The sequence below is a fragment of the Streptomyces sp. NPDC093261 genome (genome assembly GCF_044753645.1).
In the GTDB taxonomy this organism is placed as follows: domain Bacteria; phylum Actinomycetota; class Actinomycetes; order Streptomycetales; family Streptomycetaceae; genus Streptomyces.
The window spans coordinates 72,942-90,340 of sequence record NZ_JBIVNO010000005.1 but is presented as its reverse complement, the minus strand read 5'-3'; the positions used below and the strand labels follow the sequence as shown (position 1 = coordinate 90,340).

20 protein-coding genes and 1 pseudogene are annotated in these 17,399 nt (G+C 69.9%); 20 read left to right on the top strand and 1 reads right to left on the bottom strand.

Annotation, left to right across the window (positions count from 1 at the left end; all coding sequences use genetic code 11):
- The first annotated feature begins 220 nt into the window (after positions 1-220).
- The 18 genes and pseudogenes from ACIP94_RS14450 (at position 221) to ACIP94_RS14365 (ending at position 13,294) form a co-directional block, all read left to right on the top strand.
- Positions 221-763 (top strand): DUF4913 domain-containing protein, encoded by a 543-nt coding sequence (locus ACIP94_RS14450; RefSeq protein WP_402424955.1) that lies wholly within the window; start codon positions 221-223, stop codon positions 761-763.
- On the top strand, positions 760-1,245 hold the full coding sequence (locus ACIP94_RS14445; protein ID WP_402424482.1) for a hypothetical protein: 486 nt from the start codon (positions 760-762) through the stop codon (positions 1,243-1,245). The genes ACIP94_RS14450 and ACIP94_RS14445 overlap by 4 nt, the downstream gene beginning before the upstream one ends.
- 18 nt (positions 1,246-1,263) lie before the next feature.
- Positions 1,264-1,960: pseudogene (locus ACIP94_RS14440) on the top strand (hypothetical protein).
- Between the two features lie 16 nt (positions 1,961-1,976).
- Entirely contained in the window at positions 1,977-2,717 is a 741-nt protein-coding gene (locus ACIP94_RS14435) for a hypothetical protein (protein WP_402424480.1), read from the top strand.
- A 180-nt stretch (positions 2,718-2,897) separates the two neighbouring features.
- Complete coding sequence (locus ACIP94_RS14430; protein ID WP_061915846.1) at positions 2,898-3,191, top strand: SH3 domain-containing protein; 294 nt, start codon at positions 2,898-2,900, stop codon at positions 3,189-3,191.
- A gap of 95 nt (positions 3,192-3,286) precedes the next feature.
- Positions 3,287-3,769 carry a hypothetical protein gene (locus ACIP94_RS14425; RefSeq protein WP_402424478.1) on the top strand — a complete coding sequence of 161 codons (483 nt, stop codon included), beginning with the start codon at positions 3,287-3,289 and terminating at the stop codon, positions 3,767-3,769.
- Positions 3,766-4,209 (top strand): hypothetical protein, encoded by a 444-nt coding sequence (locus ACIP94_RS14420; RefSeq protein WP_402424475.1) that lies wholly within the window; start codon positions 3,766-3,768, stop codon positions 4,207-4,209. The genes ACIP94_RS14425 and ACIP94_RS14420 overlap by 4 nt, the downstream gene beginning before the upstream one ends.
- A gap of 10 nt (positions 4,210-4,219) precedes the next feature.
- Positions 4,220-4,633, top strand: a complete 414-nt coding sequence (locus tag ACIP94_RS14415) for a hypothetical protein (RefSeq protein ID WP_006143149.1) — start codon at positions 4,220-4,222, stop codon at positions 4,631-4,633.
- Between the two features lie 42 nt (positions 4,634-4,675).
- Positions 4,676-5,518 (top strand): winged helix-turn-helix transcriptional regulator, encoded by an 843-nt coding sequence (locus ACIP94_RS14410; RefSeq protein WP_189925663.1) that lies wholly within the window; start codon positions 4,676-4,678, stop codon positions 5,516-5,518.
- On the top strand, positions 5,515-6,018 hold the full coding sequence (locus ACIP94_RS14405) for a regulator (RefSeq protein WP_334540751.1): 504 nt from the start codon (positions 5,515-5,517) through the stop codon (positions 6,016-6,018). Before ACIP94_RS14410 ends, ACIP94_RS14405 begins: the two co-directional genes overlap by 4 nt.
- On the top strand, positions 6,015-7,250 hold the full coding sequence (locus ACIP94_RS14400) for an MFS transporter (protein WP_402424472.1): 1,236 nt from the start codon (positions 6,015-6,017) through the stop codon (positions 7,248-7,250). The genes ACIP94_RS14405 and ACIP94_RS14400 overlap by 4 nt, the downstream gene beginning before the upstream one ends.
- Before the next feature lie 32 nt (positions 7,251-7,282).
- The gene (locus tag ACIP94_RS14395) at positions 7,283-7,585 is read left to right on the top strand and encodes a hypothetical protein (RefSeq protein WP_040896681.1); all 303 of its coding nucleotides are present in this window, start codon (positions 7,283-7,285) and stop codon (positions 7,583-7,585) included.
- 213 nt (positions 7,586-7,798) lie between these two features.
- Positions 7,799-9,025, top strand: coding sequence for an ATP-grasp domain-containing protein (locus ACIP94_RS14390; RefSeq protein WP_402424951.1), 1,227 nt, complete (start codon positions 7,799-7,801; stop codon positions 9,023-9,025).
- Positions 9,022-10,167, top strand: coding sequence for an MFS transporter (locus tag ACIP94_RS14385; protein ID WP_402424469.1), 1,146 nt, complete (start codon positions 9,022-9,024; stop codon positions 10,165-10,167). Before ACIP94_RS14390 ends, ACIP94_RS14385 begins: the two co-directional genes overlap by 4 nt.
- Positions 10,164-10,784, top strand: coding sequence for an HAD-IA family hydrolase (locus tag ACIP94_RS14380; RefSeq protein ID WP_402424466.1), 621 nt, complete (start codon positions 10,164-10,166; stop codon positions 10,782-10,784). Before ACIP94_RS14385 ends, ACIP94_RS14380 begins: the two co-directional genes overlap by 4 nt.
- Before the next feature lie 30 nt (positions 10,785-10,814).
- The gene (locus ACIP94_RS14375) at positions 10,815-11,684 is read left to right on the top strand and encodes a DUF317 domain-containing protein (protein ID WP_402424463.1); all 870 of its coding nucleotides are present in this window, start codon (positions 10,815-10,817) and stop codon (positions 11,682-11,684) included.
- A 30-nt stretch (positions 11,685-11,714) separates the two neighbouring features.
- The gene (locus ACIP94_RS14370) at positions 11,715-12,200 is read left to right on the top strand and encodes a hypothetical protein (RefSeq protein WP_402424461.1); all 486 of its coding nucleotides are present in this window, start codon (positions 11,715-11,717) and stop codon (positions 12,198-12,200) included.
- 53 nt (positions 12,201-12,253) lie between these two features.
- Entirely contained in the window at positions 12,254-13,294 is a 1,041-nt protein-coding gene (locus ACIP94_RS14365) for a SpaA isopeptide-forming pilin-related protein (RefSeq protein WP_402424459.1), read from the top strand.
- Positions 13,295-13,575: 281 nt separating this feature from the next.
- Here ACIP94_RS14365 and ACIP94_RS14360 read toward each other — a convergent pair whose 3' ends face one another.
- A complete protein-coding gene (locus ACIP94_RS14360; RefSeq protein ID WP_402424456.1) occupies positions 13,576-16,152 on the bottom strand; it encodes a GIY-YIG nuclease family protein in 2,577 nt (858 codons plus the stop codon).
- Between the two features lie 492 nt (positions 16,153-16,644).
- Between ACIP94_RS14360 and ACIP94_RS14355 the strand changes: the two genes are divergently transcribed.
- Both ACIP94_RS14355 and ACIP94_RS14350 read left to right on the top strand, forming a co-directional pair.
- Positions 16,645-16,998, top strand: coding sequence for a DUF317 domain-containing protein (locus ACIP94_RS14355; RefSeq protein WP_073947923.1), 354 nt, complete (start codon positions 16,645-16,647; stop codon positions 16,996-16,998).
- A 106-nt stretch (positions 16,999-17,104) separates the two neighbouring features.
- Positions 17,105-17,395, top strand: coding sequence for a hypothetical protein (locus tag ACIP94_RS14350; RefSeq protein ID WP_402424452.1), 291 nt, complete (start codon positions 17,105-17,107; stop codon positions 17,393-17,395).
- Positions 17,396-17,399 lie beyond the last annotated feature (4 nt).

Genomic DNA, 17,399 nt, shown 5'->3' with positions numbered 1-17,399 from the left:
TCCCCAAGCGTAGCCGTCGGCGACATACCGCCGTAGTGGCCGTGCAGCTCGCCGGATGGGCCGCGCGCAGACGCTTCCGTCCTTTTCTCATTCCGTGTCTCGTAGGAGGCCGAGCTTTTCAATGCCCGAATCAACAAAGTCGCCTGACGATGGCGAGTTGGAGCCGGTTCGTATTCCGGATCGACAGCTGGAGGGAATCGAGGCGAGCGTGCGGCGGCTCATGGAGCAGTCGGCGCAACAGGCTCAGCAGCTCGACCACCTCGCGTCCGCCCCGCCGCCCAGCGGATCACCGTTCGCGGCCTTCGGCATGCCAGGACTCGGTGGGCCGCCTCCCGCCGCTCCACCGGAGCCCCGCCCGATCCTGGAACTCGACGGAGAAGAACGCGAGGACGAACTCGACGCCCTGTCCGACTGGGTGGATGACTTCTTCCTCCCGGTGTACGGGGCGGAGGTCACCACCGCGGCACCCTGGTGCCTGCAGTGGCAGGAGCACGACGACGTCGTGGCCTGGCTCCACGCCCTGTGGCTCGCCTACCAGCAGCACAAGGATCCCGAAGCCGGGCAGTCCGGCCTGTTCGTGTGGCACCGGGACTTCCTCACCCACGCCGTCGCGGCGATCCGCGCGCCGGGTGGGCCGCTGTCGGCCTGCATGACCTCGCCCGACCGGCCCGCGCACCGCCTTCTGCCCGGCCCGCCGCCGTCCGTGCGCACGGAGACGGCGAACACGACACAAGTCGCCGAACCGGACGAGCCGACGTCATGACCGCGGGAGCGGGACAGCCCGCCTTCGCACTGAGCTTCGACCCCCGCGCGCTGACCGATCTCCTCCAGGCCCCCAGCGACATACGCGACCTCACCCTCGCCTACCTGCAGGAAGTCGTGAACGCGCAGCGCTTCGGCCTGCGTCTCGACGGTGACCTGGAGGGATTCAGGAAGCTGTTCGTGGACTCGCGCAAGGACTGGCGTGTCGTCTACGGCGTCCGCCCGGCACCCGCGGAGTCCGCGCATCCCAAGGAGATCCACGTCGTCGCCATCCGGCCGCGAGCAGGCAACGACGTCTACGACGAGGTCGGCCGCCGCCTGGGGATGACCCGCCGGCCGCTGAGCGCCCGCACCCACGCGGCACGCTTGCGTTCCCCGCAGCTGACCACCCGCGCTCCCGAGCCCCGGTCCGGTCCGCCGCCCACCGCACTGCCGGGGCTGCCCCGTCCCGCCCCAAACCCCGCGCACCGTCACACCCGCTGAACGTACAGAGGTCCGCCTATGCCCCCTCCACCCGCGCCGGCACCCGCCCGGCGTGCGGTTTCCCCGCTCGACCACCGCCTCGAAGCCGTCACCGGGCACGACATCGACACCCTGTGGGCCTACCGCGACCGCGAAGTCCTCGACGAGCAGCACGCCCAAGTGGTCGACCGGCACCGTGAACTGGCTAAGGCCCAGACCAGCGTCACCTTCTACCTCCGGCTCCTCAACCGCCTGTCCAGCGGCGAGTTCGACGTCGACAGCGCTCTAATCACGCGCCTCGACCGCACCGTGGACCAGCTGGAAGAGGCCGCCGCCGCGCGGGACGCCGCGGCTAGGAAGGTGCTCGCCGCCCTGGAGCCCATCGAAGCCGCAGCGGTGGCTTCCGCGTGCGACGCCCGGCAGCTTGACGGACGACCAGGCCGCGCTGCTCGCCATCGCCGGCGGCGCCAAGCTCTACGAACACCTGCTGACCGGCCGGATGTCCGTCACAACCGCCTCCGGTACCCGAATCCGTCATGCCACCCTGCAGCAGTTGGAAGATGCCGGCCTGGTCGTCCAGGACACCGGCCACCCCGTGCACGCCGGCCAGCCGGTCGCGCTCACCGACGCCGGACGGGCCGCGCTGTTCGCCGCCCGCCGGGCTCCCACGGTGCAGGCGCCGAAGGTCCCGGCTCGCCCCGGCGCATCGTGGCTCACCCCGGCGCAGCGGCGCTGACCTCACCGAAAGGCTCTTGTTGTCTCCGACCGACCCGGCGCCGGGCCGGAAGTCCATCCCCCAAGTCGACTTCGATCTGGACGACCTCGACGCCGACGAGGAGAAATACCTCGACTTCTACCGCGAGGTCGCCGTCCACGAGGACATGCTCGTTCCCCTCGCCGAACACCACGACGGCCCGCACAGCTACTACGTCCTGTTCGACCGCACCACCACCTGGGGGCACCCCGGCATGCCGCAGGTGCTCGCCGTGCATCTACAACGGGACCGCGAGAAGCGGACGTTCAGCTTCGAGCATGCCCCTCTGCCGCTGCCCGCGATGGCGCAGTCCTGGCTCATCCACCGTGGCTGTCCGTCCGATGCCATCGCCCTCGCCCCACTGGGCCCGCCGCCAGCGGACGAGGCCACGTGCGCGCTGGAGTTGCGCCTCGCCGGCGACGGCGACCACTACGCCATGGGCTACTCCTACACCAGCGACGACCCGGACGACATGGTCATCGTCGTGGCCCTGCGTGCCCTGGACGAGCGAGCTCCCTCGCCGTTCCGCGTCGTGGTCGAAGAGGTCGACACTGAGACGTGGACGCACACCCTGCGCGAGGGCGGCTTCGACACGCTCGGCGAGGCACTGCAGTGGTGCGACGACCGCCTCGCGGGCGAGGCCGGCCCTCTTCCGCCGGTCCGCCCGGCAGCCGCAGTTAGCCGCCCGGCCGGCTTGCCGAAGGCTCCTGCCCCGCGCCCGCCCGGCCGCTCACGCTGAGCGTCAAAGCCGACCAGGGCGGCGCAACATAGCCGACGATCGCCGGTTAGCCAAACCGGCGAATATCCGGACTCTTATACAGCCGCCGGGACAACACCCGCGGCACCTTCCCCGCAATCCCTATGCCTTCACGGAGGTTTCTTCCGCATGCGCTCCACCCGAATTGCCATATCCGCAGCCATGCTCGGCGCACTCGCTCTGCCTGTGCTGTCCGCCACCACCGCCAGCGCGACCCCCGCGAGCAGCTGCTCGTCCCAGCCGCCGCTGCCGTACGAGGTACACACCAAGGCCGTGACCATCCGGTCCAAGGCCACCACGAAGTCCACCGCGCTCGGCGTGCTCTACAAGAGCCACAAGTTCACCGTGCACAAGAAGAGCGGCAACTGGCTCTACATCACGGACAAGACCACCGGGGTCAAGGGCTGGGTCTCCGGCACGTACGTCTACCGCGACGTCCGAATGTGCCTGGACTGACAGAGCCCAGCAGGTGCCCGTAAGCGGCTCAGCCACCGGGTACGGCAGCCCCTCCCACCCCAGGGATCGGCCTTTCCAGAACAGGAGATTTCCCTTTGCCCGATGGCATATCCGATGAATCTGAGGATGTCGTGGGCGTGCTCACCGAACGGATCGAAGCGCGCTTCGACATGGGCATGGACCAGTTGAAGGCCGCGGTCGCCGCCGCGCCGACCGCGAATCCCGATGCCACCGACGTCGTCAAGTGGCATGGCCTTCTCGTCGAGGCCCAGTCCGTGCTGGAACGTGCGGAGGACGATCTTGTTGCTGCGCTGCAAACCCAGCCCAGCGAGATCGACGATCCGACGATGGGCCTCGCCCACCGGGTGAACGCGGCCGTCACCGCCCGCGACGGCCGAGCCATGGTCGTGCGGTGGCTCCTCGACCCGGACGCCCCGGGGAAGAAGGACCTCGCCGCCCAGCGCCTCGCCCGCCTCCGGCCCCGCACCGGCCCGGCGGTGCAGACCAGCGTTCCCCAACGGCCCGCCGGCACAGCCGCACCGGCATCGGCGTGGCGGCCGGCAAGGACCGCCCGATGAACCGGGACAAGGCCAGCACCATGGACGCCGACCTGCAGAAGGTCTTCGGCAACCCGCTACCCGAGCTGTACGAGACGGCTGCCAGCCCAGGCGCCTCGCCCGCGCTCGCCCGTGCCCTGGAGCTGCGTTCGTTCCTGGCGCTCACCGAGGAGCAGGTCGCCCGCGTCCGCGACCGCGTCCACGCCGACATGGACCCGGACCGCGACATGGGCGAACTGTCGGCGGACAAGCTCCGCTTCGACGCGCAGTGGCTGGAAGCCGCACTGGAGGCCCGCGACGGCTACCGCGCCGCCCTCGGCGTACTGCTGCGCACCATGCCCCCGCCTGCCCAGCAGGCTCGGCCCGTACGAACGGCTCAGCTCAGGGCCACCGCAACCCTGCCCCCGTCTGCCGCCCCGGCACCGCAGCGTGCCGGGGCGGCCCGGGCCCGCCGACCGTGAAAGCCCACGCTTGCCCCACCTCACGTCCACCGACATAGCCGGACGGATCGAGGACTTGTACGGCGCGCCGCTCGCCGACCTCGAAGCCCACGCCCAGGACCAGCCACCCGGCATGCTCTCCGCCCTGCTCGGCATGCACGACGACCTCGCCCTCGCCGAGCGCAGCATCGACGTCCACCGCGACCACCTCGCCCGGCTCATCCACCCCGAGCGGCAGATCGACCCGCACGAGGTCTCCCACCTCCTCGACGGTGCACGCCGGCTCGCCGAAGCCGTCGCCGTCCGCGACGTCCAGGCCAAGTCGGTCGCCGCCGTCCTGCAGAGCCTGGCCCGCGTCCCGGCCCCGACGCCTGCCCCGCCGGCTCCCTCGCCTTCCGTTCCAGCTCCGCCTCTACCGGTGCCGAGCCCGGCACACAGCCGCTGACCCAGGCGATCTCTCTCTTTCCTTCACCCAGGAGTTCCTCCCTTGGCCATCACCGCTCTGCCCCCTGACACCGACGCCGACATCGCCCGGGTAACCGAGGCCCTCGCCATGATCACCCCACGCTGGAACGTGAGGATCCTCCTGGCCCTCTCCGGCCCGCCGCTGCGCTACAGCGAGCTGGCGGCCAAGGTGTCCTGGCTGCAGAACGGCCAGCTCCACCCCAAGCTCAAGTCTCTGTGCGACGCCGGACTCGTCGAACGCACCGAACACACCGCACGGCACGTGAGCTACCGCCACACCGAACGTGGCGCGGCCCTGCTGCCGGTCCTGCCGGTGATCGTCACCTGGGCCGAGGAACACCTGGAGAAGGCGGACGGTCCGCTGCCCGCGATCGAGCAGATCGAGGACGGCCTCACCCTGCTCACCCGGCGCCACGCCGCCGCCATCCTGTGGGTGCTCAAGTCCCGACAGGAGGTCAGCGGCCGGGCTCTGGCCCGGATCGTGATGCCCAGCAGCGACTGGACCAACATTTATCCGCCGCTGCGGCAGCTCGTCGCCGACGGCCTGGTCGACACCGACGGCATCGGCCAGCCCTACCGGCTGTCCGCAGCCGGTGACGGCCTTGGCCCCGTGCTCGGCGCCCTGTCCGCCTGGTCCGCCGGGCAGAGCCTCGACCAGGCGGCCCAACACCCGGTCTGGGGACACCCGCAGGCGAAGCCCGCGCCGAGGCCGTGGCTCAGCAGCCAGCCACGGCCGACCCCCGCGGCGCTCCCACCCGCTCGCACGACCGCATCCTCTCCGGCGTGGCACCACCGCGATCTCTTCTCGCACGGTACGACCGCCCGCCCGAAGGCAGCCATCCCGGCGGGAGGCCCGCGCCGATGAGCACCCCCTTCACCCCTGCCGAAGTACGCCACGCCGTCGAACTTCTCGCCTCGCGCTCCTTGATCCGCCTGGTCACCGAGATCGACGACAACGGCGCCATACCGCCGCGACGGCTGGCCGGCACCCTGCCCGACCTCTCCACGCACCAACTGCGAAGCGCCTCCGACACGGCCCGCGCCCACGGCCTCGTCCGGATCGCACCCGGCTCCGGTCTCGAACTTACCGAGGCAGGAGCGGAGTTGGCCGACCTGTATGACGCGATGGCTCGCTGGGCCCGGCGTCACGCCGTCCCGGCCCCCGTCTGCGAGTTCAGCCGCCGTATCCGGCACGTCCTCGACCTGTTGGCACCGTCGCTCTCCACCGAGCGCGCCGACGCTCTCTCTCCGCTGACCGGCGACGGTGCCGAGGCGGGGCTGGCCCGTCCCCGCACCCTCCTGATCCAGTGGCTGGCCGACAACCCCCAGGTGGCCAGGGTGCCCGAGCCTGAGCCGGTCGCGTGAGCGCAGCGGTCACACCGCGGCACGCACGCCACACCGGCGGGCTGATGCGCAGCATCTACCTGCCGCGCACGGCGGACGCGTTGGCGTTCGCGATGTCCACCTACGGCATCCCGCTGCTTGTCCTAGCCACGACGCGATCCGCTGCGCTGACGGGCGCCGCCTTCGCCCTGGAGTGGATTCCGCGGCTGGCCGCGTTCGGGTGGGCCGGCTCGGTCGTTGACCGGCGCGGTGCCTCGGTGGTCTTCCACCTTGCCTCCCTGGGGAGGGCGCTGGCCCTCGCCGCTGGCGCGGTCCTGCTCCACCTCCACCCGTCCGGCACCGTGGCGGGCGCGACCGTGATGGTGCTGGCGGCGACGACCGGCGTGCTCACCGAGTTCAGCTATATCGCGGCCGAGACCGCGGGCGCCGCCGCCGGACGGCGAGCAGGACGGCGGGCCCACCGTGTCCAGGCCGTCCTGCTTGGCATCGACCAGACCGCAACCCTGGCCGGGCCGGCGTTCGCCGCAGTGCTCCTGCTCGCCGGGCCGCCGCCGATGCTCGCAATGATCAGCGTGCTCTCCCTGCTGGCTGCCATGCTCGCCCTGCGCACCCCGCCCTCGCCCGTGGCACCGGCCCGCGCGCCGAAGGGGCAGTCCGGCGCCGGACTGCTCACCGGGTGGCGCACCATCCGCTCGCTGCCCGCGCTCGGCTGGCTGGTGACCGGGCTGACCCTGTCCAACCTGGCCACCGGCCTTCTCCAAGCGGCCGGCCCCGTGATCGTCGTCAAGCACTTCGGGCAGTCCACCACCGCCGTCGGCCTCGTCTGGTCCGCCGCTGCCGCAGCGACGCTCCTCAGCGTCACATTCTGCCGGTTTGCGATCGACCGCCTCGGTCTGTGGCCGGTCGGCGCCGCCTGCGCCGCCCTCGCCTCACTCGGCTGTCTCGCCGCCGCCCAGGCCCCCGACTACCGGTCCTACCTCGTCCTAGTCGCGGTCCTCATGGCGGGCGAAGGAGGCATGACGGTCGTCCTGCGCACCCTGCGCTCCCGCCTGATCCCTCCGGAGAAGTTCGGCAGCACCCTGTCGGCGACCATCCTCATCCTCCTGCTGCCCTTCCCCGTCGCCGGCGTACTCACCGCGCTCACCCCGCCCGACGCACTGGGACACGTCATCACCGCATGCGCCGCCCTGCAGGCCATCGGCCTGTTCTGCTCCTTCACCCGCCTTCGCACCGATCCCGTCCTGCGCACCTGACCCTGCTGCGTCCTCAGCCTGTGGAGAACTTCATGTCTATCGCCGCCCTCGGATCGCACCGCGCGACCGGTCGCACCATCACCGAGCAGTTCCACGCTTTCGACGCCCACAACCCGAACGTCTACCGGGCCCTGGAACGCATGGCCGCCCGCCGTCTGGCCTCCGGCGCCACACGCGTCGGCGTGAAGGACCTCTTCGAGGACCTGCGCCGCCAACTCCCGTACGGGGTCGCCGGGCTGAACAACAACTTCACCGCCCTCTACGCCCGTCGGCTGATCAGCGAAAACCCGCACTGGGCTGCGGCGTTCGAGTTGCGCCGCCGTCGTGCCGACTGACAGCTCTCGGTTTCCTCCCGCCTAAGCATCCTCGGCCGGCACCGACTTCGCCGCTCTGCTCCGCCGGCCCCGCTCGCGGCGGCTGCTCGCCGGACACTCAGCGGCCCTGCGCCGCAGAGGGCCGCCGTCCACATGTCCCTGCCCCCTCTTTAGATTCTGAGGAGCCTGTTCTTGCCCGACCGTCCTGTCGTCCTGGTCGTCGCCGCATCCGACATGGAGGCCGAGGCGTACCGCGGGTACTGCCTTCAGTCCGTGGCCGCCGTCTACGACGTCGTCCTGATCACCGGCGAAGAGCCCTCGTGGGAGACGCCGTACCTGCGGGACTGCGTGGTCGTGTCCGATCCGACCGACCAGGCGGCGCTGTCCGCCGCCGGCCGGGACCTGGCCGACCGCTACGACCTTGCCGGCGTGTTCACCTGGACCGAGTGGTACCTCGTCCCGGTCGCCCGCCTCGCCCGCCAGCTCGGCCTGCCCACCACTGCCCCGGAAGCCATGCAGGCATGCCGCAACAAAGCCACCTCCCGTACGTTGTTCGCCCGGCACGGGGTTCCGTCGGCAGCCTCGGTGAGCGTGCGCACGCGTGCCGAGGCCCAGGTGGCGGCCGAGCGGATCGGCTACCCGGTCGTGCTGAAGCCCGCCGCGCACGCGGCCAGCATCGGGGTGATCCGCGCCGACACCCCCGAACAGCTCACCGCCGCCTTCGCGTTCGCCGACCAGGCGGCCGGGCTGGGACTCGAGTCCACGAGCGTGCTGGTGGAGGAGTATCTCGACGGACCCGAGGTGTCGGCCGAGTGTGTCACCTACGGCGGTGAGACCACCGTGGTGGCCGTCACCCGCAAGACGGTCAGCGCCCCGCCGTATTTCGAGGAACTGGCCCACTCGGTCGACGCCGCCGACCCACTGCTCGACGTGGTCGCACCGGCGGCACGCGCCGCGATCCACGCCCTGGGAATCACCGACGGCGTCTCCCATGTCGAGATGCGGCTGGTCGACGGCCGGCCGCGGCTGGTCGAGGTCAACGGCCGGATCGCCGGTGACATGATCGGCCATCTCGTCCAGCTCGCCACCGGCATCGACCTGCCGCGCACCGCCGCCGACATCGCCTGCGGCCGTGCCCCCGACCTCACCCCGACCCGGTCCTCGGCCGCCGCGATCCAGCTGCTCTACCCCGACACCTCCGGCACCCTGCTCCGCCTCGGATTCGACGGCGTCAGCCCGCGCTGGCTGGAACGCGTGCACTTCCAGCACCAGGTCGGTGACCAACTGCTCCTGCCGGCCGACGGCGGCAACATGTTCACCGCGCGCATCGGCTACCTGATCACCACCGCGCCCACCGCGGACCTCGCACAGGCCCGCGCCCAGCAGGCTGTTCGCCGTCTCCAGGTCGACCTGGCGCCCCGCGCAGCCGACGAGACTGTTCCGGGTGGCCGCCCCGCATGAGCCGCGCCAACGCTTCCGTTCGCCGCAGCCGTGTCCTGCTGACCGGTTACTTCCTCGGCCTGGGCGTGGTGATGGCGGTCTGGGGCGCCCGGATGCCAGCCGTCCAGCAAGCCGCCCACCTCACCACCGCCGGCCTGTCTCTCGTCCTGCTCGCCGCCGCTGTCGGCATGGTCGCCGGACTGCAGGCCGGCGGCCGACTCGCCCGGCCCGACCGCCTTCCCCTGCTCCTGATCGGCGGAGCTGTCGCGCTGGCAGCAGCCCTCGCCGTGCTGGGGCAGTGCCGGACGCTGACCTCGCTACTCGCGGCGGCGATTGCTTTCGGTGCCGCGCACGGTGTCCTGGACGTCGCCGCCAACACCGCAGCAGTCCGCTGCCAGAACGCCGCTGGCCGACCGGTCATGTCCTCCCTGCACGCCGCGTACACGATCGGCGCCCTGGGCGGTGCCGCCCTGGCCGCCGTCACTGCCCGAACAGCCCACAGCACCCTGTTCCTGGCGACCGGCCTCGCGTTGACCGCGACCGTGCTCGTGGCCGGTCCGCGCACCCTGGCGCTCAGCGGCGCCGACCAGCCCAAGTTCCCCGGCCCAGAAGCGGTCGGCCGGGGCCCGACGGGAGGTGTGTGGCTGTTGGGTGCGCTGGCGGCTGCGAGCCTGCTGGGGGAGGGGGCGGCAGCCGACTGGGCCGCAGTGCACCTGCACACGCTGCACGCCACAACCGCCCTCAGCGCGACAGCGTTCGCCCTCTACAGCACAGGCATGGCGATCGGCCGGCTGACCGGCGACCGGCTCACTTCCGCCATCGGCGCGCCTGCCCTGGTTCGTACTGGCGCGGCGCTCGCCGCCGTCGGACTGGCCACCGGGGTCCTCGCCGACAGCGTGCCTGCGGCGCTGGCCGGCTGGGCGGTCTTCGGGCTCGGCCTGTCCGGCACCGTCCCCTCGCTGATCACCGCCGCCGACCGACACGGCCCGAGGGCCGTCGCCACGGTCTCCGTCACCGGCTACCTCGGCCTCCTCGCCGGCCCTGCAGTCATCGGCGCCCTCGCCAGCGCCACCACCTTGCCTACGGCCCTGCTGCTGCCCGCCCTCCTCGCAGCCGCTCTCGCCGCCCTCACCCGCCGAGCCCTGGAGAACACCGCCCCTTGACCCGCCTCACCGGCCCTGACGCCGTCATCCTTGACTACAACGGAGTCATCGGCCTGCAGCCCTCCCGCGCCCAGTGGCTACGGCTTGCCCGTACTGCTTCCTGGCCCGAAGACGATCTCGCAGCATTCCAGCGCGCCTTCTGGAACGCCCGCGACCTCTATGACGCCGGCCAGCTCAGCGACCTGGCGTACTGGGCCCGCGTCCTCGGCGCCCACCCCGGCCCCCGCCTGCTGCGCGAACTCCTGGCCGCAGACACCGACATGTGGACCGCGACCGACGCCAGCGTCGTGTCCGTCCTGCGCCGCGCCCATGCCACCGGACTGCCGATGGTGCTGTTGTCCAACGCACCCGCCCACCTCAGTACCGTGCTCGACACCCACGACTGGCGCCGCATGATGACCCAGGCGCTCTACTCGGCCCGCCTGCAGCTGTGCAAGCCTGCCCCGGCCACCTACCAGCAGGCGCTGCACGCCACCGGGGTCCGTGATCCACGACGCGTGCTGTTCGTGGACGACCGCCCCGACAACTGCCAGGCCGCCGCCCGCTTGGGCCTGCGCAGGCTGCACTACACCGGCTCCACCGACGCCCTCCGAGCAGCTTTGCTGCCCGCTGATTGACCCATCCGCCCCGCCGCCACTCAGGAACCCGTGTCCCTCCACGACGACCTTCACGCGCTCGACGGAGACGTCTTCGTCTCACCGCGCCGTCTCGCCAGCAGTACCAGTACCGGCGACCTGGCCCTCGCCCCGCTCCTCGACCATGGCTGGGACATCCAGCACGACGACCTCGGCAACGTGTACGTCAATGCCCCCGACCGGCGCGTGCGCCTTGGCTACCTGCCCGAAGGCGAGGACGACGGACTCTGGCGCATCAACGCCTACAAGGATCCATTCGGATCGCCGACATGGGGCGTGTGTTTCAACGACCGCGTCCCCACCGAGTTCGTCCAGGCGTTCACCACCGCGCTCGCCACCGCCTACGAGCATGGGCCGGACGCCTTCCTCGCCAGGCCGGTCACCGGGATCGACGAGCACGATCCCTTCCTCGCCGTCGTGCCTCTCCTGCAGCAGGGATGGGAGATCGACCGTCCCCGCTGGGGCGTGTTCGCCGTCCAGGCCCCGGACGGCCTCGCCGGTCTGGAGTTCACCACCGGGGACCTCGATCGGGAAGCCGAGCTGACTACCCGTGACGCCCGCTGGCAGCTGTGGGCGGGCAAGTCCATCGACCGGCCCGTCTGGTACGCGACGGCCAGCACCGACACCCCCGTCGCCCTGCTCACCGCAGTCATCCGGTGCGTCGCCGATCCGACCCCGCTGCCCCGGTGGCGTCAGGACACCCTCAGCTACATCGAGGGCATGGCCCAGCTCACCCCCATCATCCCGCCACAGCCGCCGGCCCCAACCCCGCTTGACGTGCAGCGGGCTGCCGCATCCCGCCGTCCGGCAGCGCTCCCTGCGGCCAGCGTCCCGCGCTGGAGCACCACCAGCCGGCAGGCCCTGCCCGGCCCGCGCCGATGAAGCCGGCCCGTCCCCGACCGGAGATTCCTCTTGTCCCTGCACGCCGCCGAGTTCTTCGCCGAGCTGTGCCTTCCCTTCGACTACGCCGTCGTAGGCGCCACCTACTTCGCCGCTCCGGTCCCGGGCGCACCGCTGCGGCTGCGAATCGACTTCACCGCCACCATCCACGCGGACACCTACGGCGGTCTTCGCGTGGCGGTCATCCACCCGGACCGCGGTGAAATCGACGCGGTCGCCCTCAGCTTCCTCGATCACGGCACCTTCCACCGCCGCGACGAAGCCAACAACACCCGGCCGCACACCAAGCAGTACGGCACGTTCAGCACCTACCGCCACCCCGGCCGGCCACCGTGGGAGGGAGCCGTCACCACCGGGCTGCGCGACGCCATCGAGCAGTACACCGCCGTCTGGTTCCCCGGCGCCTGGGCCGCGTCCACGCCCAGCCGCGCTGCCGGCCGTTCCGCGCACCGGGCGACCGTCCCTTCGGCCACCCGCAGCGGGGCCCGCACCCGCTGAATCCCCGTGCGGTGACCGACCTTCCACCAACTGATCAAGGAGTCCCCTTCCTCGTGCACGCTCGTTTCATCCGTGGCGCCGTCCGATCCGCCGCCGTCGCCGCCGCGGTGACCGGCACCCTCACCTGGGCGCCGGCCGCGAACGCCCAACCCTCCGATCCGAACCCCTCCGCCTCGGCCGCCGCTGCCGACACACCGGCCCCGGACGCGGGCAGCGTTGAGATCACCACCAGGGACGCGGCCGGAGATGTGCTCCCCGGCGCCGCGTTCCTGCTGCTCGACTCAGCCGGCCAGGAGGCCGGGCGCGGGACAACCGACGCGCAGGGGAAGCTGACCTTCCCTGACCTCGCGCCGGGCGTCTACCGGCTCAAGGAGACGGCCTCCGGAAGCCCGCTCCACGAGGTTGTCGCCGACCAGGACGTCATCGTCACTCCCGGCGCGACCACGCGGCTGACGATCACGGACTCGTTCAAGGTCGCCAAGGTGCTGCTGCAGGCCAAGGACGACAAGACCGGCACACTCCTGCCCGGCGCAACGGTGAACATCGGCACCGGCACCTCAACGCTGCTCACCCTGACGACCGGGGACAAGGGCACGGCCTCCGGGGAACTGCCGGTGTCCAGCCGGAACACGGAGTTCTGGGTCAAGCAGGTCAAGGCACCCGCCGGATACGACCTCTACAAGCCGTCCAAGACGTTCACAGCGGGCCCCGGCGCCCCTGTGACTGTGACCGTCACCAACACCAAGACCGCCACCAGCCCGAAGCCCCACCTCTCGGACAAACCGACGCACAAGCCCACCGGCAAGTCCACCCCTGCGGACACGCCGGGCAATGGGACCGGCGGGGCCAAGCCCTCCGCGCCGGGCACCGGCACCCCGGATGCTGACTCCTCGTCCACCGCAGCCGCAGTCCCGGTCGGCGACTCCTCGCCACCGACCCCGACAGGCTCCCTCGCCCACACCGGTGCCGACGCTGCGCCTTGGATCGCCGCAGGCGCGGGGCTCCTCGTCATCGCCGGCGCCGTCACCGTGGTCGCTGTGCGCCGTCGTACGGCTGCCGAGTCCGAGCCCGACAACAACAGCCAGACCAACTAGCCATAGATCACCACCGTCAGCAGGTCCCCGGGGAAGTGCATCCGGGGGCCTGCTGTTGTCTTCGACGCCGAACAGCTGATCACACATCTCAGAGGGAGGATTCGTCGTCGACGGACGGCAGTTTGTCCTTGGGGTGACGTTAGTCGCTGGAGTCCCGCTGACCTGCGCCGACCCGGATCGGTTGGCAAAAGAACTTGCCGAGCCTGCTTGGGATCTGACAGGAATTCAGTGCATACGCTGGGATTTGGTCACGTCGAGCTGGCTCCTGTGCCTCACGGTGTTCAGGATCGGTCTCGGCGCACGTTCCTGTGTCGTCGTTCGAGTTGGGGGAGCCAGCGCTCGGGCGGCTGGGGATCCGTGGCCGCTACCGCCCACCCGTCTTCTTCTTGAGGATTCCGGGGCGCCCAGCTACGCGGTGGGTCTAGTGCGAGGACGTCCCTAATGAGTGTTCCCATGGCGTCGGGGATGTCCCGGTCAAGGTCGTTCAGCAGGAGAGGAATTCCCAGCGGGCCCCGTCGGATGGCTGCCGTCCGGTAGGTGACCTGGCAGAAGGCGTCCGCTTCGAAGACGACGCCGCGGGCGTCGGTCGACCCCTCTTCGTCCGAGAACCAGAGCAGCCGGTCGCCGGCGACCAGGCGTTCCCGACCGTGGAGCATGCCGTTCCGTGCGGTTTTTTCCCTATTGAGGAATGGAACGGGGTCCTCGAATGCACCGGGATCGTTGTCGCTGATGCCGGCCACATGCCCGGGGTCGCGCGTGGCGTGAATTTCCAGTAGATCACCGTCCGCGTGGGCCTGCCAGAAGTCGAGGACCTCGGCGGACGAACTGAGCAGATGGGGGTATGCCGTGAGCGCGAACAACTGCCCGGCTCTCAGTGGCAGGACGACTCGGTCGTCCGCGCGCAGGCGATGAATGACAGGTGTCGGCTCCCAGGTGGTGATCCCGGTTGCCTCACCCTGGCAATGGCGGATCGCCTCGATAGCCGTCTCAAGGGTGACGCGGAAGAATTCCCTGTCTGCGTTGACCCGTTGGGCAGTGAGGAGGCGATGGACAGCCCGTTCCACGTCTTCAGGGCGGGACGAGAGAGCCCTGAAAAGCACCTCGTAAGGGAAGGGGACCGATGTGCCGTACAGCTCCTTCGCGCGGTCCTCTGCGAGCCGGTCCGAGTAGCCGATCTTAAGCATGTCCGGGAAGGCAGGATTCCGCTGGACGTACACGAATCCAGTCGTCCGAGGGGGAGGCAGGGGAGTCCTGGTGCGCGTCTCCCGCGAGCCGCTGGATTGCTGGCGCTTCTTGGTGCCCCTGGAGAATCCAGAGAGCTCCACCGGCGGGTCGGCCTTCAGCGCTACGAACCCGCCTTCGAGGTCGCGATGGGACGATGCGGTGATGTGCCGTCCCGAGGAGAAGTGCTGGACCCCCGCGGGAGGCAGACGCCGCAACGCCTCCACGAGCGGCTCAATCCCCTCATGCTCGTCGAGGTCACTGTCACGGGCGCCCGGCAAGGATCGTGTCAGTGCTTCGATGGCCCCTTCCGTGACCAGGCCAGCGAGTTCCGGGCCGATGGGCGCGTACAGCGTGCCCAGGTGGGTGGACTCGATGTCCCATTCGTCTTGCTCGTTGTGTGATTCGGCATAGAGGTCGATGGGAACGCCGGAGCTCTTCGCTATGAGGAGCAGCTCGCAGGCGTGGGCTGGGTTGTCCAGGTCGAAGACGAAGTGAGCGCGCATACCCAGGGACTTCGTTCTGGGCTTGCGGCAGATGAGCAGAAGTCGACTCGCGTGTCCGGGATCCCTCTCGAAACCGAGGGGCAACACTCCCTCGCTGAGTGCGGCGCGGGCGGCCTCCGTCTCCTCCCCGGTTCGTACGATGATGTTCCACCAGGGCAGAGGGCCGTATGTGCCGTGTACCGCCTGGGCGTCGGGGACACAGGAGCTAACGGGGTAGCTGTCTCGGAAGTGGAGCGACCGGTTCAGGAAGGTCAGGATGCAGGCGTCCTGGAAGCGTTCCTGCTGTGTACGGGGCCGTAGCAGGTCGCGCTCGGTGGCGCTAAGGCAACCTATCGCTTCTACGAGCGCCTCGAGTTGCTCATCGACCACGTCCAAGGCGCGAGTGAGGACCGACCGCTGAGCATAGTTCAGCTTGGGGTGGCGGATCGCCTCGCGAAAGTACCCTCTAGCTGCGGTGCAGCTGGCCGCTTGTGAGCCCAGCTCCCAGAGATGCCTGACACCGCGGGCTGGAAACTGCTTCATCCATAGCTCTTGAGCCTCGTTGCCTTTCCCAAATAGGACACGTGACACGACATGCTGGACACGAGGGTCGGGCTCCGTTTTCAGCCGGGACCAGATGGTGTCGGAGCACGCCTCCAGGGGTGCGAGTGAGCGAGGCACCGCAGCTTCTACGGTGCGAGAGGCTTCCACGCCCCAGTGCCGGGCCAGGTCTCTGACTACCTGGGCAGTGGTGGCCGCGCGGGAACGCCGACGGAACCAGGGGTCCAGGAGAAGGGCGTACGCGCTTTCCAACTCCCCGGCACGTAGGCCGAGGCCGAACAGCAGGACGGAACCCGTTACTCCGTCGTATTCCACACGCTGGCGGACATGCTTGACCAGGCTGGCGAACTGATCTGTGTCGGGCTTGGGATCGGCGAAGACCGGGTGCTCGGCCAGGAGTCCGGTGATGTGCGCGGTAGATCGGCCACGCGCGTCCAAGACGGCGATCTGCAGAACCAGAAGGGCCCGTATCAGATTCAGATCGTTCGTGTCGCCGACGATTCGCGCCGGATCTAGCAACGGGTGGCGGCCGCTGGAGGTGGCGATCCTCGTGCAGATCTTCTGGATCCACTGCTCGCGCAAGTCAGTCAAGCCAGTAGCGGAAGGCACAGCTCTAATCCCCCTGTTGACACGGACGATAGTGGAACCCTCTCCGAGATCCGTAACGGAGACCGTCCCACCTCACGGAAGCGCTTCTGGCGCATGGTGCCGTTGATCTACTGGATCTGCGGGCGACCTTGCAGACGCCGTACCCGTGAGCTCTGGTGTCTGGGAGGGCCAGGGCCAGGGTGCTCATCATCCTTGGCTGTCGCATCAGCGGAGTGTATGAGGTGCCACTGACAAGACCTGTGCCGACAGGACATGGTGCCGTTCCCATTGACCTCTTCGGCGTGGTGTCGGCATGTGGCGGCGTTGGAAGCCCCCACGACTGGGTTCGCTGCCAAACGCCTCGATTGAATGACAGGAGACAGCAGTTCGCCGGGGGCAGACAGGAAAGATCGCGGAAAGACTGGCCAACGTGCGCGAGAGCATGCCAACGTAGACGACCTTGCAAGAAACCCCAGGTCAGAGAGGTGATTGCCCGTGACCGTGGCTCCCGTCGGCCCTGGATTCTCCACCACTGTCGAAGCCCTGCGGCTGCACGAGTGGCAGCTGGGTCCTGGACAGCCCACGCTCGTCATGGACCAGTTCTCCGCTGAGGACTTCAACCTCATCGTGGACGACCGTGCGGACGTGCACGTCAGCTCCAAGGACGGCCGGTTCTACCTCGGCTGGTTCCCGCTCGGTCGTCCCGGCACGGACGGCGAGGGATGGAAGATCGCCGTCACCGGCACCGCCAAGGTTCGCGGCTACCAGATGTCCTTCGACACCGAGACGCCGGCCGACATCGTCGCCGCCGCTGTGGCGCGCGTGCTGGAGACCTCACGCCCCCTATGAGAGCGCGGAGACAGACAGATAGTCCCCGCCCCGCACGCGGTCGTCTGTCTGCCGCCGCCGAACGTTTCCACTGCTCCCCGTATCCCTCTACCCCAGGAGGCTGTTCGTGACGACCCCGGAGATGACTGTCGGCGATCTCATCGACTTGCTGTCCGGCTGCGACCGGAGTGCCCCGGTACGCCAGGCCATGAATCCCTTCTTCCCGATGGCACACCGCTTGGCGCAGGTCGTGCAGTCCGTGGACGAGACCGGACGGCCCGTCGTCTACCTCGCCGAAGGCCGGGATCCGGAAGCCCAGCTTGGTCATCTGCCGCCCGAGGTCGCCGTCGCCCTGACCTGGCACTCTCCCGTCCAGGCACCCCCTCGCAGGGAACGCCGCACCGCACGCGGCAAGTAGACCC